Source organism: Acidovorax sp. ST3 (assembly GCF_003231145.1).
Taxonomy (GTDB): Bacteria; Pseudomonadota; Gammaproteobacteria; order Burkholderiales; family Burkholderiaceae_C; genus Acidovorax.
The window spans coordinates 168860-192185 of sequence record NZ_QKVP01000005.1 but is presented as its reverse complement, the minus strand read 5'-3'; the positions used below and the strand labels follow the sequence as shown (position 1 = coordinate 192185).

General features: G+C 66.0%; 24 protein-coding genes. 8 read left to right on the top strand and 16 right to left on the bottom strand.

The window, feature by feature from the left end; all coding sequences use genetic code 11:
• Positions 1-231: 231 nt before the first annotated feature.
• The 3 genes from DNK89_RS17035 (at position 232) to DNK89_RS17025 (ending at position 4369) form a co-directional block, all read left to right on the top strand.
• A complete protein-coding gene (locus tag DNK89_RS17035) occupies positions 232-2718 on the top strand; it encodes a Lon protease family protein (protein WP_110961083.1) in 2487 nt (828 codons plus the stop codon).
• A 333-nt stretch (positions 2719-3051) separates the two neighbouring features.
• Complete coding sequence (locus DNK89_RS17030; protein ID WP_110961082.1) at positions 3052-3594, top strand: hypothetical protein; 543 nt, start codon at positions 3052-3054, stop codon at positions 3592-3594.
• Between the two features lie 88 nt (positions 3595-3682).
• Complete coding sequence (locus tag DNK89_RS17025) at positions 3683-4369, top strand: HNH endonuclease (protein ID WP_203422346.1); 687 nt, start codon at positions 3683-3685, stop codon at positions 4367-4369.
• Positions 4370-4499: 130 nt separating this feature from the next.
• Here the strand turns inward: DNK89_RS17025 and DNK89_RS17020 are convergent, their stop codons facing one another.
• From DNK89_RS17020 to DNK89_RS17005, 4 genes are all read right to left on the bottom strand, one after another.
• Positions 4500-5387 carry an alpha/beta fold hydrolase gene (locus DNK89_RS17020; RefSeq protein ID WP_110961080.1) on the bottom strand — a complete coding sequence of 296 codons (888 nt, stop codon included), beginning with the start codon at positions 5385-5387 and terminating at the stop codon, positions 4500-4502.
• Positions 5388-5458: 71 nt separating this feature from the next.
• On the bottom strand, positions 5459-6259 hold the full coding sequence (locus DNK89_RS17015; RefSeq protein ID WP_110961079.1) for an alpha/beta fold hydrolase: 801 nt from the start codon (positions 6257-6259) through the stop codon (positions 5459-5461).
• Between the two features lie 59 nt (positions 6260-6318).
• A complete protein-coding gene (locus DNK89_RS17010; protein ID WP_110961078.1) occupies positions 6319-6744 on the bottom strand; it encodes a hypothetical protein in 426 nt (141 codons plus the stop codon).
• Between the two features lie 212 nt (positions 6745-6956).
• A complete protein-coding gene (locus tag DNK89_RS17005; RefSeq protein ID WP_110961077.1) occupies positions 6957-7655 on the bottom strand; it encodes a class I SAM-dependent methyltransferase in 699 nt (232 codons plus the stop codon).
• 127 nt (positions 7656-7782) lie between these two features.
• Here DNK89_RS17005 and DNK89_RS17000 point away from each other — a divergent pair, with 127 nt between their 5' ends.
• From DNK89_RS17000 to DNK89_RS24925, 3 genes are all read left to right on the top strand, one after another.
• Complete coding sequence (locus tag DNK89_RS17000) at positions 7783-8664, top strand: LysR family transcriptional regulator (protein ID WP_110961076.1); 882 nt, start codon at positions 7783-7785, stop codon at positions 8662-8664.
• A 113-nt stretch (positions 8665-8777) separates the two neighbouring features.
• A complete protein-coding gene (locus DNK89_RS16995) occupies positions 8778-9026 on the top strand; it encodes a DUF2805 domain-containing protein (protein ID WP_238990845.1) in 249 nt (82 codons plus the stop codon).
• 128 nt (positions 9027-9154) lie between these two features.
• Positions 9155-9289: a hypothetical protein gene (locus tag DNK89_RS24925; protein WP_255575888.1), complete on the top strand. Its 135-nt coding sequence runs from the start codon at positions 9155-9157 to the stop codon at positions 9287-9289.
• Positions 9290-9364: 75 nt separating this feature from the next.
• Here DNK89_RS24925 and DNK89_RS16985 read toward each other — a convergent pair whose 3' ends face one another.
• From DNK89_RS16985 to DNK89_RS16945, 9 genes are all read right to left on the bottom strand, one after another.
• A complete protein-coding gene (locus tag DNK89_RS16985; protein ID WP_110961074.1) occupies positions 9365-10390 on the bottom strand; it encodes a phosphotransferase enzyme family protein in 1026 nt (341 codons plus the stop codon).
• Between the two features lie 134 nt (positions 10391-10524).
• On the bottom strand, positions 10525-11223 hold the full coding sequence (locus DNK89_RS16980; RefSeq protein WP_110961073.1) for an SDR family NAD(P)-dependent oxidoreductase: 699 nt from the start codon (positions 11221-11223) through the stop codon (positions 10525-10527).
• Positions 11220-11564, bottom strand: a complete 345-nt coding sequence (locus DNK89_RS16975; RefSeq protein WP_110961072.1) for a hypothetical protein — start codon at positions 11562-11564, stop codon at positions 11220-11222. The genes DNK89_RS16980 and DNK89_RS16975 overlap by 4 nt, the downstream gene beginning before the upstream one ends.
• Before the next feature lie 19 nt (positions 11565-11583).
• A complete protein-coding gene (locus tag DNK89_RS16970; RefSeq protein ID WP_110961314.1) occupies positions 11584-13134 on the bottom strand; it encodes a cryptochrome/photolyase family protein in 1551 nt (516 codons plus the stop codon).
• Positions 13131-14447, bottom strand: a complete 1317-nt coding sequence (locus DNK89_RS16965) for a DASH family cryptochrome (protein ID WP_110961071.1) — start codon at positions 14445-14447, stop codon at positions 13131-13133. The genes DNK89_RS16970 and DNK89_RS16965 overlap by 4 nt, the downstream gene beginning before the upstream one ends.
• A complete protein-coding gene (locus tag DNK89_RS16960) occupies positions 14444-14611 on the bottom strand; it encodes a DUF2256 domain-containing protein (protein ID WP_370220932.1) in 168 nt (55 codons plus the stop codon). Before DNK89_RS16960 ends, DNK89_RS16965 begins: the two co-directional genes overlap by 4 nt.
• Before the next feature lie 9 nt (positions 14612-14620).
• The gene (locus tag DNK89_RS16955) at positions 14621-16192 is read right to left on the bottom strand and encodes an FAD-binding domain-containing protein (protein ID WP_110961069.1); all 1572 of its coding nucleotides are present in this window, start codon (positions 16190-16192) and stop codon (positions 14621-14623) included.
• 60 nt (positions 16193-16252) lie between these two features.
• On the bottom strand, positions 16253-17287 hold the full coding sequence (locus DNK89_RS16950; RefSeq protein ID WP_110961068.1) for an NAD(P)/FAD-dependent oxidoreductase: 1035 nt from the start codon (positions 17285-17287) through the stop codon (positions 16253-16255).
• Positions 17284-17850 (bottom strand): lipocalin family protein, encoded by a 567-nt coding sequence (locus DNK89_RS16945; RefSeq protein WP_110961067.1) that lies wholly within the window; start codon positions 17848-17850, stop codon positions 17284-17286. The genes DNK89_RS16950 and DNK89_RS16945 overlap by 4 nt, the downstream gene beginning before the upstream one ends.
• Before the next feature lie 116 nt (positions 17851-17966).
• Between DNK89_RS16945 and DNK89_RS16940 the strand changes: the two genes are divergently transcribed.
• Entirely contained in the window at positions 17967-18209 is a 243-nt protein-coding gene (locus DNK89_RS16940) for a glutaredoxin (RefSeq protein ID WP_110961066.1), read from the top strand.
• A 256-nt stretch (positions 18210-18465) separates the two neighbouring features.
• On the top strand, positions 18466-18717 hold the full coding sequence (locus DNK89_RS16935; RefSeq protein WP_015014942.1) for a DUF2789 family protein: 252 nt from the start codon (positions 18466-18468) through the stop codon (positions 18715-18717).
• Between the two features lie 47 nt (positions 18718-18764).
• On the opposite strand, the gene DNK89_RS16930 is transcribed toward DNK89_RS16935, so the two are convergent.
• The 3 genes from DNK89_RS16930 to DNK89_RS16920 all read right to left on the bottom strand — a co-directional run bounded on the left by DNK89_RS16930 (position 18765) and on the right by DNK89_RS16920 (position 23238).
• Positions 18765-19640, bottom strand: a complete 876-nt coding sequence (locus DNK89_RS16930; RefSeq protein WP_110961065.1) for an alpha/beta fold hydrolase — start codon at positions 19638-19640, stop codon at positions 18765-18767.
• A 175-nt stretch (positions 19641-19815) separates the two neighbouring features.
• The gene (locus tag DNK89_RS16925) at positions 19816-20982 is read right to left on the bottom strand and encodes an ABC transporter substrate-binding protein (protein ID WP_056064584.1); all 1167 of its coding nucleotides are present in this window, start codon (positions 20980-20982) and stop codon (positions 19816-19818) included.
• Positions 20983-21081: 99 nt separating this feature from the next.
• Positions 21082-23238 carry a D-(-)-3-hydroxybutyrate oligomer hydrolase gene (locus DNK89_RS16920; RefSeq protein ID WP_110961064.1) on the bottom strand — a complete coding sequence of 719 codons (2157 nt, stop codon included), beginning with the start codon at positions 23236-23238 and terminating at the stop codon, positions 21082-21084.
• Positions 23239-23326 lie beyond the last annotated feature (88 nt).

Below are 23326 nucleotides of genomic sequence, written 5' to 3'. Positions count from 1 at the left end.
TCTGCAGACGCCCATGCCATTGCGCATCCGAATGGGAAAGCGAATGGCTCCGGGCGGCCTGCACGCCTGGCGTCATTCACTACATTATTGATAGCAACCAGGGCATATTGCACTAGCGCATCTGCCCGTTTTGGCTCATATTTTGGTCGCCAGGTGCTGCACGGCTGCCTGCCACGCCCTCCGCACCGCCCTTCTGCCCTTACGCCCTTTCGCCCTCCCACACCCACATCAATGCCCGCATTTGCCCTTGCCCCCCACCAGTTGCGTCTGACCATTGACCCCGCCACGCTGGGCTTTGCCAGCACCGCCGAGCTGCAAGACCTGCCCCTGCCCTGGATCGGGCAGGAGCGTGCCCAGGCCGCTGCGCAATTTGGTCTGGCGATGCAGCAGCCGGACTACCACCTGTTTGTGCTGGGCGAAGTGGGCAGCGGGCGGGCGTCATTGCTGCGCCAGGCCATGCAGGCCGAGGCCGCAAAACGCGCGGTGCCGCCCGACCTGTGCTACCTGCACCACTTTGACCAGCCCGACCGCCCCCGCGCGCTGCGCCTGCCCGCAGGCGAGGGCCGCCTGCTGCGCCAGGGCATGGCCGACATGGCGCGCAGCCTGCAAGCCGACATCCCCAAGCGCCTGACCAGCCCCGACTTCAAGGCCGAGGCCGAGCGCATCGATAAAACCTGGCAAGCGCAAGAGAACGAAGCCTTTGCCGCGCTGGACGCCTTTGCCGAGGCGCGCCAGTTCCGCCTGAGCCGCGAGGCCGGGCACATGGTGTTCACCCTCACCGGCCCCAAGGGCCAGCCGCTGACCGAAGGCGAAGCGCGCGCCCTGCCCCGCGAGCGCCGCGCCGAGATCGACGCCGCCGAGCTGGAGCTGCGCGCCGAGATCGCCAAGTTTCTCGAAACCACCCGCCCGCTGGAACGCACGCGCGACGACGCTCTGGCCGCCCTGCGCCGCCAGACCATCAAGCCCCTGGTGGAACACGCGCTGCACGGCATCCGCCAAGGCCTGCGCAAGCAGATCAAAGACGCCGTCAAACTCACGCAGTGGCTAGACCAGGTAGAGCGCGCCGTGCTGGACCACATCGACCTCTTTGAGCCCGGCGACACCGACCAAGGCCAGGACGCCGAGGACGACCGCAAGGACGCGCTGGACGACCTGCTGGCCCGCTGCCAGGTGAACGTGGTGGTGGACAACCACGGCCGCACCAGCGCCCCGGTGGTGGTCGAAGACAACCCCACGGCCCGCACCCTTTTTGGCAGCATTGAACACGGCGCCGACGCCGACACCGTGCAGGCCGACCACGCCAGCATCCACGCGGGCAGCCTGCTCAAAGCGCATGGCGGCTTCATCCTGCTGCACCTGCACGACCTGGCCGCCGAAGAAGGCCTGTGGCCGCGCCTGCGCCGCTTTCTGCGCTGTGGGCGCCTGCAGATCGAAGACGGCAGCGGTGGCGGCGGCCCCGCCCATGCGCCCGGCGGGGCCGGTGCACTGCAGCCCGAGCCGGTGGACGTGGACGTGAAGATCGTGCTGATCGGATCGGTGGAGGAGTACTACGCCCTGCAAGAGGCCGACCCCGACGCCGCCCGCCGCTTTCGCGTGAAGGTGGACTTTTCAGACCGGTTCATCGCCACTCCCGGCACCCACCAGTCCTCGGCCATCCTGGTCGCGCAAGTCTGCAAAAAGCGCGGCCTGCCCCACTTTGCCGCCAACGCTGTGGCCCTGCTGCTGGAGCAATCACACCGCGAGGCCGACGACCAAGGCCGCCAAAGCGCGCGCTTTGCCCACACCGAAGCACTCGCCATCGAAAGCGCCGCCCTGTGCCAGGCCCGCGCAGGCACCCTGGTGCAAGCCGCCGATGTGCAAGCCGCCCTGGCCGCCCGCACCCTGCGCCACAACCAGCCCGAAGAAGAACTGCACGAATCCATCACCGAAGGCGAGCGCCTGATCACGCTGCAGGGCTCCATCACCGGCCAGATCAACGCCATGACGCAGATCGACCTGGGCGACTACCGGTTTGGCTTCCCCGTCCGCATCACCGCGCGCACCTTTGCCGGGCAAGAGGGCCTGCTCAACATCGAGCGCGAGGTCGATATGTCCGGCCCCATCCACGACAAGGGCGTGCTCATCCTGCACAGCTACCTCACCGCACTGTTCAGCCACGTGGCGCCGCTGGCACTTAACGCGTCCATCGTGTTCGAGCAAGAATACAGCGGCGTGGAAGGCGACTCGGCCTCCTGCGCCGAGCTGTACGCGCTGCTGTCCAGCCTGTCAGGCCTGCCCCTGCGCCAGGGCATTGCCGTGACCGGCGCACTGAACCAGCACGGCGAGGTGCTGCCAGTGGGTGGCATCAACGAAAAGATCGAAGGCTGGTTCCGCGCCTGCGCGACGGCGGGGCTGGACGGCACCCACGGCGTGCTGATCCCCGCCCGCAACCAACGCCACCTGATGCTGGACCGCAGCGTGCTGGACGCGGTAGAGCGCGGGCAGTTCCACGTCTACATCATGGGGCATGTGAGCGAAGGCATTGCGCTACTGACCGGTGAGGCATCGGGCATGAGCCCGGCAGAGTTGCTGCAGGCACAGGCGGATGAGCTGGCCGGAGGTGCGGCCACGGTGGAAGACACGGTGATGCAGCGGGCGGAGGTGACGCTGCGGGCGTATCGGAGGGCTTGCCAGGTGGCGGGGGGAGCGCGGAGGGGGCGAGGGGTGCGGGGTCGATAGATGGGTTAGTGGAGCGGGAAATCTAATGCTCCGTTTTCTAGCCTCTACGCAGCGATAGTTCTCAACCAAGCAATGCACCCAATGCGCACTATCGGCCAACAGCAGCCGACAACAGTCCGAATTCGCTCGCGGACCTAATCCAGCAACTGTGTGGAACGTAACGCAGGAGGGGCGGCGGGTTTCACGGCTAAATTTCGTACTGTATTTTGTACAGCACACATGCCGAGATGCTAGGCTACAAGGCTCTTCCGCGTTTCTTCTGTGCCAATTTAGATCGCACGCGCCAGATGTGGCCTGCGGTCTGGTGCGGTCTTCATTACATTAGGTGTCATCATGCGGCCGATCTTCACCGTTCACGCAGGCGAGTACCTCGTCGCCTCCGAGATCGAAAGCCTCTTTCCAAAGCACCGAGTGTGGATACCTTCGAAAGATAGTGGCATTGATCTTCTTGTCACGGACAAGTCCTGCCAGAAGCAGGCCTCGATACAAGTCAAGTTTTCCAAAGACCATCTTGCGTCCGGGAAGGAAGCTCGCGCGACAGACGAAATCAAATCCGGCGGTTGGTGGAAGTTGGACCGAACGAAGCTGGCCGAATCGCCAGCCGATCTGTGGGTGCTGGTTCTTTGCCAGTTCAACACCCGGAAGTACGACTACGTAGTCATTTCTCCAAAGGAACTCGCTCGTAGGTACGATCAGATAGCTCCAGGCAACAACACGATCCAAAGCTACTTCTGGGTTACTCGCAAGGGAAAGTGCTGGGAAACTCGTGGACTTGGAAGAGACGAACTACAGGCCGTCTGTGGTGGCACATTCGCAAGCAGACAGCGTGACTTCACTTCGTTCCTCAACGTGTGGCCATTCAAGAATGACGTCTAACCCATCCATCGAAGAGACGCTTTACGGCCTTTGGCCTCCAAGCGCCTCTCACGTCAAACGTTAGGCATCTGAAATGCTACGCACTGCCATGTCGCTCGAAACCGAACTCACCGATGCGTTCATCGAGGGCTACCAAGTTGCCGGCAAGGAAGTTGGCTATTGGGGGCGCCGGTTCCTGCAAGCCGTGAAGCGAAACGGTGGGCTGGCGACAGCAAAGCGAATGCTGCTTCCGCGAAACGAAGGTCAACGCAAGGGCTTGGATGCGCTATTAGAAGCGAATCGGCCTGAACTAACGGTCGAAGCAATCGTCTTGCAGCCACGGTTCCAAAGCCTGTTCACACCGGCAGAGCTTGACGCAGCCAGGGACCGTCTGGGCGAGTACGGAAAGACCATCGCTATCCTTGCTGCCAAGCGGCAGCGTCTCTATCCCGACGAATTGGAGCCCGGGCAGAAGTACGCAGAAGGTGCAAAGAAGCAGGTTCGCGTCAATGCATACGAGCGCAATCCCAAGGCCAGAGCGGCCTGCTTGAAGCACCACGGCTACGACTGCAGCGTCTGCGGCTTCAACTTCGAATCTCGGTATGGCGTCTTAGGCAGAGAGTTCATCCATGTCCATCACCTGAAGCCGTTGGCGCTGACTGACGGTGAGTACAAGCTTGATGCGGTAGCAGATCTTCGACCTGTATGCCCGAACTGTCACGCCATGCTTCATCGGGGTGCCGCAGTGCTGACCATCGACGAACTCCGCACGAAGCTCAGCGCCACAGATGCCTAACCCTTAGCTCGAGCGGAGAGTCACCAGCTTGGCTCAAACTTTGAGCGAGCCCGCGTTTATTTAAGTTGAACGACTGCTTCTGGCCGAAAACAGGCATCGAACAAATCGCCAAAACAGCATTGCGCATCGACTACGCCACCCCAACACGCGTCCGCAACCACCCCACCACATCCCTCATCACCTCATCCCGATTCGTCTCATTCAAGATCTCATGCCGCGCCGCCGGGTACAGCTTGACCGTCACATCGGCCACACCGGCATCCCGATACCGCTGCCCCAGTTGCTCCAACAAGACACCGCCTGCGGCCAGCGGGTCCGCGTCGCCGGATGCGATGAGGATGGGCAGGTCGCTGCGGATGCGCGCGAGTTGAGTGGGGTCCGCCAGCCGGGGCGCGGGGGCGAAGAGCGAGGGGATCACGTCGGGCGGCACGTCCCAGCCACACCACGGGTCGTCCACATAAGCATCCACCTCGGCAGCGTCGCGTGACAACCATTCGTAGCCGGTGCGGTGCTCAAAGCCTGCGTTGAATGCCGCGAGCCCGGCGGGCGCATCGGCGGGGGCGTTGGCCATGGCGGCGGCGAACAGGTCGAGGGCGGTGGAGCCTGACAGGATGACGCCGGACCAGGTGGATGAATGGTCGAGGATGGCCGCCTGCGCTGCGAACGATCCCATGGAGTGGCCGAATAAAAACAGCGGCAGCTGCTGCGGCCCATGCTGCGCACGCAGCAGTGCGCCGAACTGGGCCACGTCGGCAATGAGGCCGCTGAAGCCTGCGCTGCCAAAGTCACCCAGCTTGCCACCTGCCGTGCGCCCGTGGCCGCGGTGATCCACGGCGTGGACGATGAAGCCTGCGGCGTTGAGGGCCCGCGCAAAGCGGTCGTAGCGCTCGCCATGCTCGGCAAGGCCGTGGGAGATTTGCACGACGCCCACCGGTTGGCCCGGGGTTTCGGCCCAGGTGTAGGTGGTGACCCGGGTGACGTCGGCGTTGGAATGGAAGGAGGAGGTGGTGGTGCTCATCGGGTCATTCTGGCACGGGGTCTGGCCAGCGCGCCACGATGAAATTGCCACTGGCGTGGCCGCCACCGCTTTCAGCGTGGCGCGCGGGCCGCCTGCAGTGCTGCGCGAATCGCGCTGACCACGGCTTCGGGCTTCTCCAGCGGGATGCCGTGCCCGCTGTCCACCCAAACCTGGGTGGAGCCGGGGTAGAGGTGGGCGAAGTCGGCGCGCTTTTGGCGCACATCTTCGGCCAGCGCAGATGAGGCCCCAGGGGTTTGCAGTGCACTGAGCACAAACACGGGCACCGATGGGTTCACCGGCAGGCTGGCAACACGTTGCCCGGTGGCGTCCAGCGCTGCCAGCTCTTGTTTGACCACGTCAGAGGTGCCCAGGCGGAAGGCCACTTTCAACCAGGTCGGCCACAGGTCGGGGTTGCCAGCGCCCCGCATCTGCTCGGGGTGGGTGGAGTCCACCAGCACCAGGGCGGCCACCTCTGCGGGGTATTGGCGCGCGTACAGCTGCATGTACAGGCCGCCCAGCGAATGCCCGACCAGCACATAGGGCGGCGGTAGCTGGCGGGCCCTGAGCAAGGCCCGCAGCTCTTGCACTACCTGCGCCCCATCGCGCGGCTGGGGGGACGCATCGCTGCGGCCGTAGCCCGCGCGGTGGTAGGCCAGCGCGCGGGTTTCTGCCACGGTGTCGGGCCAGACCTTGGCCCACCAGTCCAGCCGGGCGCCCAGCCCGTTCTCAAACACCACCACGGGTGTGCCCTGCCCGGCTTGCACGTATTCCACCGTGCGCCCGTCCACCGTGTCGGTGGTGGCGCCGGGCAAGCTGGCGCAACCGCTCAAGCAGACTGCCAGCAGCAGGCTGGCCCAGTGCCATCGCGTCATGGTGCAAGGCCCGTTGCAGACAAGGGTGTGGCCCGCAGGCTAAAGCGGTGCGGTGCCATTCAGCAGCGCCCTGCCGTGCGCAGCAGTGCATTGCATTCCTTGGCCGCACCGCGGCCCTGTGACTGGGCGGCTGCTGCCGGTGCCTGGGCGCCGCCGTTGCCCGCGCTGCCCACCATGGCGGTGCAGATGGCGTCGGAGTGTGGTGTCTGGCCGAAGGTCATGGCCTTCTGAAAGCCCGTTACTCCGTACACGTAGCACCGGTAGCTGGCGCCGTCGCGGGTGTTGACGGTGTAGTTGATGCGGCCGCCGGTTTCCTCCTGTCGGTCGGTGATGGTGAACTGGCCGGCCGTGCGGCCAATGGCTTGCCCCGTGCGCTGCTCCAGGCCAGCCTGGTCGAGGGTGGACGCGCAGCCAGTGAGGAATGCCACGGCTGCGACAAGGCCAGCCACAGAGGTGAGAGACAGGGGGTGGTTGCGATGGTTCATGGTGTGAGTGGCAGTGATGGGAGGTGGTGGGTGAGGGGGCGAGGCCGTGTGGGCAACAAGGTGGGTGATGACGGCGGGGCCGCAGCAGGGCGAATGCCAGGGTGCCCTTCTGCAGTCCATGGGATGAACGCAGGGGCCTGGCTACGCCCCCGTAGGCAAAGCTTCGCCCGGCGGCCTTGCAAAGCCGCCAGCCTGTGTGCAGGGGAGGAAACTCAGCCCGGCTTGCGGGCCACGATAAAGGCGCGAATGTCCTTGCCGCGCGTGCCGTGCCGCTCGGTGCAGACGATTTGCAGGCCCTGTTGCACCATGGCCGAGCGCAGCCGCTGCTCGTCAAAGCACAGCACCGGCGGGGCCTTGCCAATGGCGCGCATCAGGGGTACAGCCAGGTAGGGGATCAGCGGGTTCATCTCGGCAACGCAGGCGGTCTTGGAGATCAGCAAACCACCCGGGCGCAGCACCTTCACCATCTGCCTGAGCGCGTCGTCCAGGTCGGTCATCAGGTGCAGCACGTTGAAGGCCAGCACCGCGTCGTACACCTCGGGCCCCGGGGCCATGGCCTCGGCGTCGGCCACGGCAAAGCGCAAGGCGGGCGACGGCTGCGCGGCCAGCCGCTGGTGGGCGATGGCGATCATCTGCGACGACACATCGGTGGCCAGCAGGCTGCGGGTGAACGGTGCCAGGCGCAGCGCCGTGCTGCCGGTGCCACAGCCAATCTCCAGCACGTCATGCTGGGGCGACAGCAGGCCCTGCACGCGCTGCAACGTGGCCTCGTACCCAGCGAGGTCGGCAATGGGGTCGGTGGCGTACTTGGGCGCAATGCGGTCCCAGAAGCGCGCTTTGGCGGACGCAGCCGACGGGTTGGCGGCGGAGGGCAATGCGCGGGAGGCGGGAGCAATGGCAGAAGACGACATGGTGTGCAGACCGGGTGAAGTGCTGGAGCGGCGAAGTGCAGAGGTGCAATGAGCAACACCCAAATGCTATCCATGCATTGAAGCGCAGGAAACTGCGATAAATTGCAGTGAAGATATACGTTTACGCATGGATAACCTCGACTGGAACCAACTAAAGGCGTTCTTGCAAACGGCTCAGACCGGCTCGCTGTCGGCCGCCGCACGCAAGCTGGGCCTGACCCAGCCCACCCTGAGCCGGCAGGTGGCCGCCATTGAGCAGCAGATGGGCGTGACCCTGTTTGAGCGCGTGGGCAAGGCCATGGTGCTCACGCCCACGGGGCTGGACTTGCTGGAACACGCCCGCGCCATGGGCGCCGCCGCCGAGGCCCTGGGCCTGGCTGCCAGCGGGCGGTCGCAAGCAGTGGGGGGCGTGGTGTCGGTGTCGGCCACCGATGTGGTGGCGACGCACTTGCTGCCGCCCATCCTGCAACGCCTGCGGGCGCAGGCGCCCGGTATTGCCGTGGAGGTGATCCCGTCCAACGCGCTGAGCGACCTGCAGCGCCGCGAGGCCGACATTGCCATCCGCCACGTGCAGCCCGAGCAGCCGGAGCTGATTGCCCGCCTGGTGCGCGAGGCCCGGGCGTGCTTTTACGCGTCCGAGAGCTGGGTGCAGGCCCACGGCCACCCGCGCAGCGCGGAGGACGCGGTGAATGCGGAGTTTGTAGGCTCAGACCGCGCCGGCCGGTACCTTGCCTATCTGCGTCACTACGGCTTGAACCTGAGCGAAGACAACTTCACCTGCTACGCAGACCACACCGTGACCCACTGGGCGCTGGTGCGCCAGGGCATGGGCATCGGCGCCATGATGGACGAGATCGCCCGCGAAACACCGGGCATCGTCCGCGTGCTGGACGATGTGGCGCAGGTGCGTTTTCCCGTCTGGCTGGTGTCGCACCGCGAGCTGCGCACATCGCGGCGGATTCGGGTGGTGTTTGAAGCGCTGGCCGAGGGGCTGGCGGTGGATCTCTGAACGCCTGCACCAAGGGGTCAGGGAGGACTTGCATGGCAAGGGTGAAAGGGCCACCGCAGCGCAAGGTGAAAGCATGCGCACTACCCTCGCGCCACCACCTGAACACACTGACCATGACCACACCGCGCGCCGCCGACTTGCCGAGCCCCCACCCGAGCGCACCGCTGGACGCCGCCACCGTGGGCGAGATCATCCAGATGGCGCTGAGCGACCACGTGAGCTTTGCGCAAATCCGCGCCGTCCATGGTCTGCACCACGATCAAGTCAAGGTGCTGATGCGCACCCACCTGGCGCCGGGCAGCTACAGGGCATGGCGCAAGCGGGTGAGAAAGTTTGGGGAGCGCCGGGAGAACTACAAGTAGGCGGTGGGCAAGCGCCGCTCAGCACCCGTTCAGCACCGGTTCAGCCTCGTACCGGCAACATGGCGGCAAGGGTCAAGGCGGCATCTGACCCCGACCCTTCTCCACCTCTAACCGCTGCAGGAACCACCATGAACACCGACCTCAAGAACTTTGTGCTCCCCATCGCCCGGGCCGTGTCCGCCACGCTGTTTTTGTGTTCAGCGTGGCCTCTCTCTCGGTCCCGTACAGCCTGGAGCAAGACCCCAGCGATGCGCAGCAACTGACGCATCCAGTGGCCCCACGCCACATGACCTGAGCCTGCGTGCCAGCGCAACCCATCGGGGCTCGGCCAAGGCCCATCAAGCGGGCAAATCCAGGCGGGCCCAGGCGGCCATCACATCCGGCTGCTTCTTGATCCAGTCGGCAGACATCATGTTGGCGCCCCAGTGGTGGATGCGCGCCACGCCCTCCCCCATGTTCCATAGGTGCCGCAACTGCACAAAGAGCGGCAAGGCGGCGAGGTCGGCATCGGTGACGTGGCCGCCGCCTGCGCGGTAGCCAGCCAGGTACTGCTGCCAACGCTGGAGCAAGGCTTCGTCAGGCTCCATGGGGGCTTTGCGCGGCAGGTTCGACCACAGCCACACACACAGGTCATAGGCCAGAAACCCAGGCCCGGCGTCATCAAAGTCGAAGAAGGGGGCGCGGCGCACGCCCTCGGCATCGGTGTACACATGGTTGTTGAACCCATGCGTGTCGCCGTGGCACACCACGCGGGTCAAGGTGCCTTCAACCTCCGCCAACTCGCCCAGAAGGCGATGGGTCAGTTCGCGATAGGCATCCAGCGCGGATGGGGCCAGCTCGGGATGGGCGGCAAGGTAGTCCAGCGTGCGGCCTGCCAGATGGTGGCCGTCCAGCACGTACAGGCTTGCGGGGCCGGTGTAGCTTTGCGCAGCGCTGTGAATTTGCGCCAGTGTGGCGCCGGTCAGGTGCAGGTCTTCGGGTGTGTCAGGCACGGCGCCTTCGCAGTGGCGGAAGAGCACCAGCACACGCGGGCCCTCGGGGAACGGCAGGGTCACGCTGGTTGCACCGTTTGCAGCCAACACCGGGGAGGCCACGCCCACGCCCTGCGACTCCAAGTGGGCCAACAACGCCAGCTCAAAATCCACATTGAACGGACCACGAGGTCGGATGGCGCAGAGCCTTGCCACGTAGCGGCTGCCGTCCACTGTTCGCACAGCGTAGTTGTCATTGAGGTTGCGGCGGATCAGGTAGCACTGCTGCACGGGCAGGTCGTAGTGGCGCTCTACCCACTGCGCCACAGACGCGGCTGTGGCCGTGGTGTGGGAGGCAAACAGGATCGTGTCAGGCGATGGGGTTGGATGCATGCGGCATTCTGCATGCAAGCCGTACGAAGGGCGCGCATGGACAGTGGCACATGACATGCCTTTGAGCAAAATGCCCGCAAGCGCTTACTGCTGGTGCGGAAGCGGTATCAAAACCATAGCACCGCGCGCCACGCTTACCAGGGGAGTGGCGCGCCGCTGTAGGCGTAGAAGCTGCCCGTCTCCTCAGGCGTTAGTCCATCCAGCACCCGCAGCATGTCGCCCGCCGCATCCGCCGCCGGGCGGCCAATTTCTGCGCCGTTGAACGGGGCCGACAAGGCTGAATTGACCGTGCCGGGGTGCAGCGCCACCAGCACAGCCTGCGGGTGGGTTCGGGCCACTTCGATTGCAGCGGTTTTTACCAGCATGTTGAGCGCGGCCTTGCTGGCGCGGTAGCTGTACCAGCCGCCCAGGCGGTTGTCGCCAATGCTGCCCACCTTGGCCGAGAGCACGGCCAGCAGGCCGCGCTCCTGCTTGGGCAGCAGCGGTGCAAAGTGGGCCAGCACGAGCGCAGGGCCAAAGGTGTTGGTGCGGAAGGTGGCTTCCATCTGCGCGTAGTTCAACTGGCCCAGGCGCTTTTCAGGCATGCCGTGGGGGCCGTGCAGCAGGCCCGCGGCGTGGATGATGCAATGCCACGGGCCCTGGGCCTTGAGCTGCTGGGCGGCGGCGGCAATGGTGGCTTCGTCGTCCAAGTCCACCGCCGGGTGGGTATGGCGGCCCAGGCCTACGGCAAGGGCGCAGCGCGGGTCGGCCTGCAGGTGGGCGAGGAAGGCGCTGCCGATAGCGCCCGTGGAGCCGATGACCAAGGCGCGGTAGCCGTGGGGAAGTGAATTCATGGTGAAGACCAGTCGCCGGGGTGTGTGGCCTGCGCATAGACCAGGGAGCCATCGCAGAGCACTTTAGTTTGGTAGTGCGGGAACACGTGGTGTCCACAGTGCTCAGTGAAAACCGCGATGGTGCGGCGTGCCTCACTCACCAGCGCGAACGCGTACTTGAACTCCACCACAGACTCATCCATGAGTTCGAGACGAAGCGTCTGGGAGGGGAAAAAGATCATGTGGCCGGGCTTTGCCAAAAAAGCTTCTACCGTGCAGCCGTACCGGGCGGCAAGCTCAGGCGCCCACTCCTGAATGATCTGGGCAGATAGGCGCGGCACAGGGTACTCGTGGATTTGCATGGTGACGTGATGGGTCGGATCAAAGCGCTTCGAGTCTAGTTCGCAGACTGGCCGCATGCTCACGCAGCGCCTCCAGCTGCGGACCCTGCATCTTCTGCAACTGGCGGTACACCATGCCCAAGCGGAAGTTGTTGCCCAGCGTGCCCTCGTTGCGCGCAAAAAAGTCCCAGTACAGCGCGTTGTATGGGCAGGCCCGCTCACCCACTTTTTGCTTTTTGTCGTAGTGGCAGCCGCTGCAGTAGTCGCTCATGCGGTCGATATAGGCGGCGCTGCTCACATAGGGTTTGGTAGCCAGCAGGCCGCCGTCGGCAAACTGGCTCATGCCCACGGTGTTGGGCACTTCCACCCATTCAAAGGCGTCGATGTACACGCCCAGGTACCAGCGGTGCACGGCAGCGGGGTCGAGCCCCGCCAGCAGCGCAAAGTTGCCGATGACCATGAGGCGCTGGATATGGTGGGCGTACGCATGCTCTAGCGACTGGCCCACGGCGTGCTGCATGCAGCGCATTTTGGTCTTGCCCGTCCAGAACCAATCCGGCAGCGGCATGCTGTGGCCCAGGGCGTTGCGCTCGTCGTAGCCGGGCATGTGGGCCCAGTAAATGCCGCGCACATATTCGCGCCAGCCGAGGATCTGGCGGATGAAGCCCTCCACCGCAGGCAGCGGTGCGGTGCCTGCGTGGTACGCAGCCTGGGCGCGTTGCACCACTTCGTGCGGGCGCAGCATTTTGGTGTTGAGCGCGAAGGACAGCAGAGAGTGAAAGAGCCGCGCGCTCTTGGTGCTCATGGCGTCTTCATACGCGCCAAAGTGCGGCAGCGTGGTGGCGATGAAGTGGTCCAGCCAGGCCAGCGCTTCAGCCCGGTTCAGCGGCCAGCGCAGCGCGTGGGCCTGCGGGTTGCCAAAGCTTTGCACGCCTGCGGCCTGGATGGTGGCCCACAGGGTGCTGTGGTCGTGCGTGGGGCGGGCGTCTGGCGGCAGTGCCGGTGTGCCGGGCCAGGGCTTGCGGTTGTCATGGTCGTAGTTCCACTGCCCGCCTTCGGGTTCGCCCGCCTCGTCGATCAGCACGCTGTGGCGCTGGCGCATGCGGCGGTAAAAGTGCTCCATGAGCCACTGCTTGCGGCCTTTGAACACCTCGGCCATTTCGGTGCGGGTGGTGTAGAAGTGCTCGCTGCTGACGGCCTGCACTTCATAGGATTGCTCTGCCCCCCAGGTGCGCAGCTGCTCGTCCAGCCGCCATTCGTCGGGGTGCTGGTATTGCAGCGTGTGCGCACCGTAGTGCGCCATGAGGGCGGCCAGGTTGGCGGGGATGGACTGGCGGTTGCTGGCGTCGTCAATCGCCACGTAGCGCACGCGGTGCCCGGCCTCGCGCAGGTGGCGGGCCAGGTCGCGCATGGCGGCAAAGATGGCGAGGATTTTTTGCGCGTGGTGCAGCACGTAGTCGGTTTCTTGCCGCACTTCCATCAGCACATAGACCACGCCGTCGTCCTGCGTGGTAAACCATGAATGCTCGGGGTTGAGCTGGTCGCCCAGCAGCAGGCGCAACGTATGAGTGCGGGGTTGCTGCGTGCTCATGCCGTGCCCCATAGGCGGCGGTAGCTGCCATCGGCATCATGGTCTTGCGCCTGCTTGATGGGGTTGAAGCGGCGGCCCCCGCGCGGGTCGGTGCCGCGCCCGGCGATGTAGAGCCAGTTGGCCTGGTTGCTGTACACGTCGTAGTCCACCAGTTGCGATTCAAACCATGCAGCGCCCGCGCGCCAGTCGCCCCGCAGGTCGTAGATGAGGTAGCTGGCAACCACCTGGCGCAGGCGGTTGCTCAGATAGCCAGTGGCGGCCAGCTCGCGCATGGCGGCATCGACCAGGGGCTGGCCGGTATCGCCCCGGCACCAGCGATCAAAGCCGCGTGGGTTGTGTGGGGCGGGCGGCAGTTTTGACAGCCCCCGCGCCCGGTACAGCGCTGCGCCGTATTGCAGGTGCAGCAGCCGAAAGTAGTCGCGCCACAGCAGCTCAAACCACAGCCAGTAGGTGCCATCGTTCGCGCCGTGGTCGCGCTCAAAGGCTTTCAAGTCGGCATAGATCTGGCGCGGAGACAGCGCACCCGTGGCCAGCCAGGGCGAGAACTTGCTGGAGTAATCCAGCCCCATGAGCCCGTTGCGCGTGTCCTTGTAGCTGTGGGGTAGCTTGCGGGCCAGGTACTGCGCCAGGTGGGCCAGCGCGGCGGCTTCGCTGCCATCACAGCCAGGCGTGCCGTAGGGGAAGGACGAGCGGGCATCGCTGCCCTGCAGCGGCGCGGGTAGCTGGATGCTGGCAGCGCCCTGCTCTGCCCCCACGGCCTGCAGCACGGGTGCGGGCACATCGGGCGGGGGCAACAGTTGGGTAGGCGCGGGCAGTGGCGTAGCGGGGGTGATGCCTGCGCGCTCCACCTTTTGGCGAAAGCTGGTGAACACGCCGGGCAACTGGTCTACAGGCCAAGGCATCCGCGACGGGGGCAGCAGGCTGCTCTGCCACACGGTGCGCACCTGCAGGCCAGCGGCGCGCAGTGCAGCCACCTCGGCCTGTTCGTAGGGGGCGGCAATGTCTTCGCACACAACGGTGGTGGCCCCCACCGCCTGGGCCAGTTGCGGCAAGGCGGTGGCGGGTGGGGCCTGGCAGACGAGCAGCGGGTTGCCCATTGCGCTCGTCTGTTGGTGCAGACCGCACAGCGCAGCGGCCGTGAAGGCCCGGCGGTGTGCGCCCACACGGGCAAAGCCCCAAGGTGTGGATTCATCCGGCGCGGGCAGGCACACCACGGGCAGCAGGTGCGTGGCACCGCTGGTGAGGGCTGCACGCAGCGCGGGTTGGTCGTGCAGGCGCAGGTCGTTGCGGAACCAGAACAGCACGGTGCTCATGCGGCGCCCTCCCCTGAAGACTTGTCAGTGCGCTTGTGCTCGCTGCGGCAGCGGTCAGAGCAGTACTTCACTTCGTCCCACACCCTTTCCCACTTCTTGCGCCAGGCAAAGGGCAGGCCGCAGTGTTGGCAGGTCTTTTGCGGAAGGTCGGATTTTTTGCGCATGCGCATGGTTCAAAAGTCCAGGGTTTGCTGCTGGGGGTGCTGGGCAGCGTTGCGTGCGCGAGCCCGGGCGCGGGCCTGCGGGCTGCCGCCATCTTGAAACTGGCGGGAGCCGTGCTTTTCCACAATCGCGGCCTGGGCGGCGCGCACCGCGGGTTGGGCGCGCAGGCCGTGCACGCGGGCCTTGGCGGTGCGGGTGGCGGTGTCCAGGTCTACCAGCGGCACGGCAATGTCGTGGCCCACGCGCACGCCGCAGCGGGCCTGCACGTCGGGCGGCATTCGCCAGGGCTCCAGCAGCCAGGCATCGGGCACGCGGCGCAACGCGGGCAGCCACTGGCGCACAAATTGGCCGTGCGGGTCGTGATCTTGCGCCTGCTTGATGGGGTTGTAGACGCGGGTGGTGTTGATGCCGGTGGTGCCCGCCTGCATTTGCATCTGGCTCCAGTGGATGCCCGGCTCGTAGTCCAGAAACTGGCGGGCCAGCCATTCGCCCACAGGCCGCCAGTGCAGCCACAGCGGGTACGAGGCCACCGATACGAGCATTGCCCGCATGCGAAAGTTGATCCACCCCGTCTCGCGCAGCATGGCCACGCAGGCATCGACCATGGGCCAGCCGGTGCGCCCTGCGACCAGGGCCTCGAAGTGGGCGGGGTTCCATTCGCCTTCGCGCAGGCCGTTGTAGCCACGGTGCAGGTTGTGGTGCTCCAGCGCGGGTTCAGATTCGAGCTTCTGGATGAAATGGCAATGCCAGTGCAGGCGGCTCATGAAGGCCGTCAAACCTTTGCGCTGCCACGCAGCTCCAAAGTCGGTGCTTGCCTTGAGTTGCTGCTGGCGCCGCTGGGTGGCCTGCACCACCTCGCGCATGCCCAGGCAACCCAATGCCAGGTAGGGCGACAGGCGCGAGCAGGCGCTGGGCGCTGTCAGCGGCGACGAAATGCCGCCCCGGTAGCCCTGGCTGCGCTCCGCCAAAAAGTCTTGCAGCACGCGCAGGCCTTCTTTGCGCCCCCCGCGCTGGCGCTGGGGTGGGTCGTGCGCAGCCAAGCCCAGCTCAGCCCCGCTGGGCCAGGGCTGTGCGGGCCATGGCAGCGGGCGGCTTTGCAAGGCCTCTGGCGCCGGGGCGGGTACCACGGGCGTATGCATGAAGGCTTGCCAGTGCTGGTGCCACTCGTCGCGCGAGCGCAGGCGGCGCACCACGCCGTGCTGGGGCCATTCGCGCCAGGCCACGCCCTGCGTGCGGCACCAGCGCCCCACGGCCACGTCTCGTGCGTAGGTGTGGGCGTTGCCCGTTTCCTCATGGGCCACCAGGGTGTGGAAGGGAGCCAGCGCGTGCAGGCGGGCCAGCACGTCCACCACCTCGCCCACGGCCACTTGCAGCGTGGCGCCGCGCCGCTGCAGGGCCTGGGCCAGGTCGTGCAAGCTTTCTTGCACAAAGTGGTAATGCTGCAGGGCCGCATCGGGCTGGGCCCACAGGCTGGGCTCGATGACGTAGAGGCACAGCACCGGGCCCTGGGCGGCGGCGTGGTGCAGCGGGGCGTGGTCATGCACACGCAAATCGCGTTTGAACCAGACGACGGTGTAGCTCATGCCCTGCCCTGCGCCACTCAGGCCCCGTCAGCCCGCCATCAGCCCGCCATCAGCCCGCCATCAGCCCACCACGGCGCGGGCCAGCGACTGGCCGCTGAGCCATGCGCCCTCGACCTTGCCGCCGCTGATCCAGTCGCCGCACATGCCCAGGTGCGCATCGGCATCCCACCAGTGGCCGAGCGTGAGGGCGGGCTTGGTGTCGGCGTGGCGCCAGCGGTGGGCCGTAGCTTGCACCTGCGTGGGTGCGGGGCCTCCCAGTGCCTGGAATGCGGCGAGCAAGGTGGCGGTCACGCTGTCGGCGGTGTCTTCAATGTGGGCATCGCTCCACTCGGGGCTGGCGTGCAACAACCAAGTCTCGGTGCCTGCAGGGGCTGTGCGGCCGGGCTTGCTGCTGTCGCGCGCCACCCAGCGCAGCGGTCCGGCGTTGATGAAGGCACCGTCCCACGCCAAGGCCACCGGTGCGGGGCAACGCACCATCACCGCCCAGCTGCCGCGCATGCGTGCGCTGGCAGCCACGGCGGCGCCTGTGGCAGCCACAGGTTGCAGCAGGGGCACGGCTTGCGGAGCGGGCACGGCCAGCAGCACGGCGCTGTAGTGCTGCGCGTGCAGGCCGTGTTCGGCCGAGGTAATGGCCCAGCCATCGGCATGGCGCTCCAGCTTTTGCACGGTGGTTTGCCACTGCGCAAGGGCCCTATCGCCCGCCTGCTGCAGGCTTTGCACCAGCCAGCCAGCGGGCGATGTCATGCGCGGGGTGCCCACAAAGCGCTCCAGCGGGGTGGCGGGCATGGTCCACGCGGTGCCGTCAAAGCTGGCAAGGCGGGCGCCCCACAGTGCGGCCACACCGACCTGCTGCCAGCGGGCGACTTCAGCGCGGAACTGCGTATCGCGCGCGGTGAAGTACTGCGCGCCGTGGTCGCACTGCCAGGGGCCAGTAGCGTCTTCGGCACGGCGCGTGCTCATGCGGCCTGAGGGACCGCGGCTCTTGTCGAACACATGCACCGTGTGCCCCGCCTGCAGCAGGGCTTGTGCGCACGACAGGCCCGCCAGGCCTGCGCCGATGACGGCGATGGGAAGTTTGGGAATGGGTGCGCTCATGGCTGCGGATCGGTGCGGTCGTGGGTCACCCAGATGAGAGCCTGTGTGTCGATGCCCAGTGCCTGGGCGCGGGCGATGAGCTGCTCGCGCACAGCGGGGGCCAGTTGCTTGGTGCGCGACAGAATCCAGCAGTAACTGCGGTCTGGCCCCACCACCAGCGCCCATTGGTAGTCGGCATCCAACGCGGCCACGTGGTAGCCGCCGTAGAACGGGCCAAAGAACGAGACCTTGAGCGACGCCGTGTTGGTATCGCCCGTGAACTTGGCCTTGCCTTCGGCTTGGCGCCAGTCGTTTTTGGCGGTGTCAAAACCCCGGTTCAGCACGCGCACGCTGCCATCGCTCTGGCGCTCGTAGGTGGCAGACACATCGGTCATGCCACGTTCAAAAGAGTGGTCGAGCCGGGCCACCTCGTACCAGCGCCCCTCGTACCGTGCCACGTCAAATGGCGTGACGGGGGTGATGCCGGAGGGCGGAGTCGTGGAGGAGCAACCGACCAACGCGAGCACCAGAGCTGTGGACAGCAGCAGCACGGAACGGCGCACCCAAGGGAATAACAAGGACATAAATTACCAATCAGTCACAAAACAAACCGAATGGTAAACCACTCCACCCACGTCAGGGTGCGGGCCTGTGAGTTGCCGTGCCGAGGCGCCCGCCCCACGCCCCGTAAACTCGCACCATGACCCTTCAAATCACCGTGTATTCCAAGTCCGCCTGCCCGCAGTGCGAGTCGGCCAAGATGCTCCTCAAATCCCGTTCGCTGCCCTACGAAGAAATCAAGATCGATGACGAGGCCGAGCGCCTGGCGTTTTATGCCAAGTGCGGCCCCTCGGTGCGGCAGATGCCACAGATTTTCATCAACGACCAGCGTGTGGGTGGGCTGGCTGGCCTGCAAGCTGCGCTGGCACAAATGGGCCTCTGAAGGCCCGGGCAAGCCCCCGGCAGCACCTGCAGCGTGGCGGCTGCGGTGCTGGCACTGGGTGTAGGCCAGCTCCCTTCATGTGCCCTGTGCCCTGTGCCTTTGAACAGGTTCTTCAGCGGCATGGAGACAGCCCAACAACTCCGAGACCGTCCTACATTCCGCCGGGCCGGCCCATGCTGCAATAGCGCTTGGGCCACGGAGGCGGGCGATAGCCGCCCCGTGATCGATGTTCACCCCACACACCAAGGATGCACCCATGGAAACCGGTATTCACACCATGTCCGACCTGTTTGACCAACTGGGACTGCCGTCCGACGAGGCGTCGATGACCACGTTCATCGCAACGCACCGCACGACGGCTGTCAATTTCACGCTGCCGGATGTGGCGGTGTGGTCGCCCGCCCAGGCCAAGTTCTTGCGTGAGGCGATTGCGGCGGATGCCGACTGGGCCATCCCTGCCGAGCAGCTGAGCCAAGCCCTGGGTTGCGGGCCCGGCGTGCCACGCTGACGGCCTCAGCGCGGGCGGGTGTGCGGACGGGCAAACGGGCAAACGGGCTATTGCCCGCCTTGCGCACTGGCCAGAAACCCGTCCACCAGCGCGTAGTGCTCGGGTACATTGAGCGCCGGGGCATGGCCGCAGCCGGCCACCTCCACCACCTGCGCCTGGCCGCGTGATCCCGGGCCCCGGGTCAACATTTCGGCCGTGACGTCTGGCAGCACCAAGTCGGACTCGGCCCCGCGCAGGCACAACACGGGAATGTCGAGCGCGTCGTAGTGGTCCCAGATCAGGTAGTCGTTGGTGTGGTGCGTGAACTGCTGCACCATGGCGGGGTCGTAATGCGGCGTGACACGGCCGTCTGGCAGGCGGCGGGTGCTGCTCTCGGTGAGCAGGCGCCACTGCTCATCGCTGAGCCAGCCGTACGGCTTGTATACCTGCCGAAAGAACGCCTCCAGCTCCTTCACCGTATCGAATGCAGGCGGATGGCCTGCATAGGCCTTGATGCGCTCCAGCGCGGCATCGGCTAGGCGCGGGGCATTGTCGTTGAGCAGCAGGCTCTGGATGCGGCCCTTGAGCTGCGGCTCGAACAATCCCGATGCGCACACCGTACCGATGGCCCCGCCCATCGATGTACCCACCCAGTGCGCTTTCTCAATCCCCAACTGGTCAAACAGGTCGGCCGCAATGCGCGCGTAGAACGACAGGCGGTACTCGTCTTGCGGCGCGCGCGCCCACTGGCTCAGGCCCCGACCCAATGTGTCGGGACAGATCACGCGGTAGCGCGATGCCAGGTGGACGGCCAGCGGGTCCATGTCGCGGCCGGTGCGCGCCAGCCCGTGCCACGCGATCACCACCGGGGCATCCGGCGCACCCCACTCCATGTAGTGGATTTCATAGCCAGCGCAGGTGGCGTAGCGCGATAACGGAGTCATGGTGGGCAACCTTGTGAGTCGGTGGAGGGATGCAGGCTGCGGACAAAACAACCTGCGGACGGGTAGCGGCTCACAAAACTCAGCGAAGCGGTCCTGGCTAGGCGTTGCGTTGCAGACAGTACTGAAAGTACGGCAAGACGCAACAACGACGCCAGGAGAGTTTTTTGAGCCGCGCTCATTTCATGAGGCGGCCGTTGCTGCCGATGACAGTGACCTCGACATAGCGCGAGCCGATGCGGTTGGTGGGCGAATAGCCCAGCGTGATGCCGCCGAGGTCATAGCTTTGCAATGACTCCAGCGCTTTCACCACCTTGGCGCGCGTGGGCGCAGGCCCGGCGCGGCGCAGGGCCTCGACCAGCACCTTGGCGCCCAAAAACTGCTCGAAGCTGGTGTAGTTGACCTCGGCCTCAGGCGCGTACTTCTTCAGCAACGTCTGGTACTCGCGCACCACGGGCAGTTGCGGGCGGTAGGGGTACGGCACCACCTGGCTGATGCCCAGGCCGTGCGCGTTCTTGAGGCCCGCGAGCTTGACCAGCTCCGTCGGGTCCACCACCGAGATGTTGTACAGCTGCGCGCCGCCGCCCTGCTCGCGGTAGCGCTGGATGAAGGCCGCCGCAGGCTTGTTCACCGCAATCATGATGACCGCATGCACATCGGCAGCCTTGATGGCCTTGACGGCGTCATCCACCTTGTCGGTATTGCGCTCATAGCCTGCTGACACCACGAGCTTGAGGCCACGCTTGGCCAGTGCGGCCTCCACGCCCGCCAGGCCCGCCTTGCCGAATCCGTCATCCTGGTACATCACGGCCACGCGGTTCATGCCCAGGGTGGTGAGCTGCTGCACCATGTGCTCGGTTTCGTCCACATAACCCGCACGCACATGAAAGATCCAGGGGTTGAACGGGCTGCGCAACGACTCGCCACCTGTGTACGGCGCCACCAGCGCGGCGCCGCCCTGCTCCAGCACGCCATCGGACAGCAGCTGGGTGATGTTGGCCGTGCCTGCAAAGCCGTAGAGCGCCACCACCTCGGGCTTGGCCAGCAGCTCGCGGGTGCGGGCCACCGTGTCTGCGACCTTGTAGCCATCGTCGGCCACCGCCTGGCGAATGCTGGCGCCGTGCACGCCACCCTGTGCATTGACCCAGTCAAAATAAATCTTGCCGCCCAGCACCATCTGCGCGCCGGTGCTGGCCAGCACGCCAGACAGCGGGGCCACCTGCCCCACCACCACATCGGCAGCCCTCGCTGGCACCGAAACGCCTGCGGCCAGTGCCACCATCAGCGCGCCACTCCACCTCAGGGCGGCCGACGCGCGGCGTGCCCAACTCTTCACAGTGTTCATTGGTTCCATCCTTGTGATGACTGCGTATGGATTGGCCCGGGGACATGCACCGGCAGTGCACGAGTCCCGGGCCTCCATATAGGTCGTTCAGCGTCCCGGTCAGTCGGGGATGGAAATGGCGCCCGCCGTGATGGCAATGGCGTTGGCGGCAGCCGGCGTGGCGGCCAGCGGCGGCACGTTGGCGGCGGTGATGGCCGGGGCGCTGCCCGGTGTGCCGCCACGTGGCACCGTGCGCACCACCTGGCTGGCGGGCAGCGCCTTGCCGTTGGCGAGGTGGTCGTACACGGCGTCGAGCGCGTGGTTCAGGTACACGTGCAGCGGCACATAACGGCTGTCATAACCCGGCAGCACGGTGGGCAAGCCGATGAAGCTGTCGAAGTGCTGGGCATTGGCCACTTCCACATAGCTGAGCTTGCTGGCGGCGCCTTCGACCTTCTTGTTCAGCGCAGCGTAGGGGCGCGAGGTGTGGCTCACGGGCAGCAGTGCATCGGCACGGCCATGCACGATCACGGCGGGCTTGCCGCGCAGGTTACCGTTGCGGCGGGTTTCGTCCACACCGGCCTGCAGCTTCTTGGCAGCAGCGTCGTTGCCGGTGACGAGGTTGCGGAGGCACAGCGCACCGCTCAGGTTCCAGTCGGCCACGCCAGCATCCGACACCGACAGGAAGTCGCGTGCCGGCCCCAGCTTGCCCAGGTTGTTGACCAGGTTGATGCCGCCCGATGGAGGCACACCATTGCCGGTGGCAAACATGCCAGCCAGGGCTGCGGGTGCCAGTGATGTCACCGCGCCCGTAGCCGCTGTCGCCGCGTAGCTGAAGCCGCACAGGTGGTCCTTGACACTGGCACGCGACAGGCTGTTGGCGAAGGTGACGGCGACCGCCGGAGCAACTTCAAACGCAGCCAGCGACGCATGCAGGTCGTTGGACTCCGGCTCCCAGCCGTAGGCGCGCAGCTTTTGCAAAGCCTCCTCGGCCTGCGTGGCCGTGGTGGAGGCCGTGAGCAGGCCCGCCGCCTTGAGCGAGGCACAGCGATTGGGCGCAATCGGCAGGGCCGCACTGCCAAAGCCGGCGGCAAAAGCAGCGGCGTAAGGGCTGGTGCTGACCGACGGCGCCAGCGATGCGCAGGCCTGATACAGGTTGGCGTAGGTCGTGAAGTCCACCAGCGTCTTGCCGGTGACGGCCACCTCAGCACTGCCACGGCGCACCGTGACGCCGGGGTTGGCAGGCACCTCGATGGCGGGCTCAGACACGGCCACGCCATTGATCAGGCCCTGCGTGTCCAGCTCGGCTGCAGCAATCGCTGAACCGCCACCGTTGGAGATGCTGGATGCAATCACGATGGTGTTGGCCGGGGTCAGCGTCTTGAGGCGCTGGCCCGCTGCATCGGTGGCGCCGTAACGCTGGTTGAGCACGTAGTAGCCAAACTCCACGGCCTGCAAGGTGGTGGTGCCCCAATCCTTTTCAGAGTTCTGGCCCGAATGCGCGTGCTTGAACGCAAAACGATTGGGCGTGGCGGTGTTGAAAGCGACCAGCTCGGTGGCCGTGAGGCCCGCGTTGAAGGCTGCGGCCTTGCCCGCTGCGGCGGCCGTGGTGCGTGTGCCGTCCATCAGCGGCACGGTGTCGTTCTGCAGGTCGTGCGGTGCGCCGCCCGTGCCCTTGTCAGAGTACGCCACGGCGCAGCCCTTCTTCAGGCCCCACTCGCCGGTGGAGATGCCGCCGTACACACCGCGCGAGCCCGATGCCGTCGCGGTGATCATGCAGGGCTTCTTGGGGTCGAAGCTGGCAGGCACCTGCACCATGAGGGTGACGTTCTTGCGGCCTGTGCCGTCATCGGCAAACGCGATGTACTCAGTGCCCGCCACCTTGCCTTCGCCGGTGGTGACCTTGCCCTGCGCGTCCACATTGGGGCCATATAGCGTGCCGTAGCCGCCGGCCGCCGTCATGTCGAGCATGGCGCGGTAGTTGGTGTGGATGGCCGTGCGGCGCAGCTCGGCCGCAGTGGGCTTGAGCGGGTCGGCATAGGCCGGAGGCACGGCCGCCGCTAGCCCCGTGGCGCCCAGGCCAGCCGTCAGCAGGTCGTTGCTGGTGCCGTCGTACGTGATCTCGCTGATGGCGCCCAGGTAGGTGGGCTTGGTGTTGAGTGCGGCGCTGTCGCCATCACTGCCGCCGCAGGCAGTCAACACCGCAGCGGCCAGCACTGCGGGAACGAACGGACGAGAAAAGGGACGAAAACGCGGGTTCTTCATGCTCATCTTCATGTGCTTGTCTCCTGGAGTTTTTTCTTTGCGTCTTTGTTGCACAGCTCACCCACACACCCAGGCCACGCCAGTCACCCGGCGCGGCCGG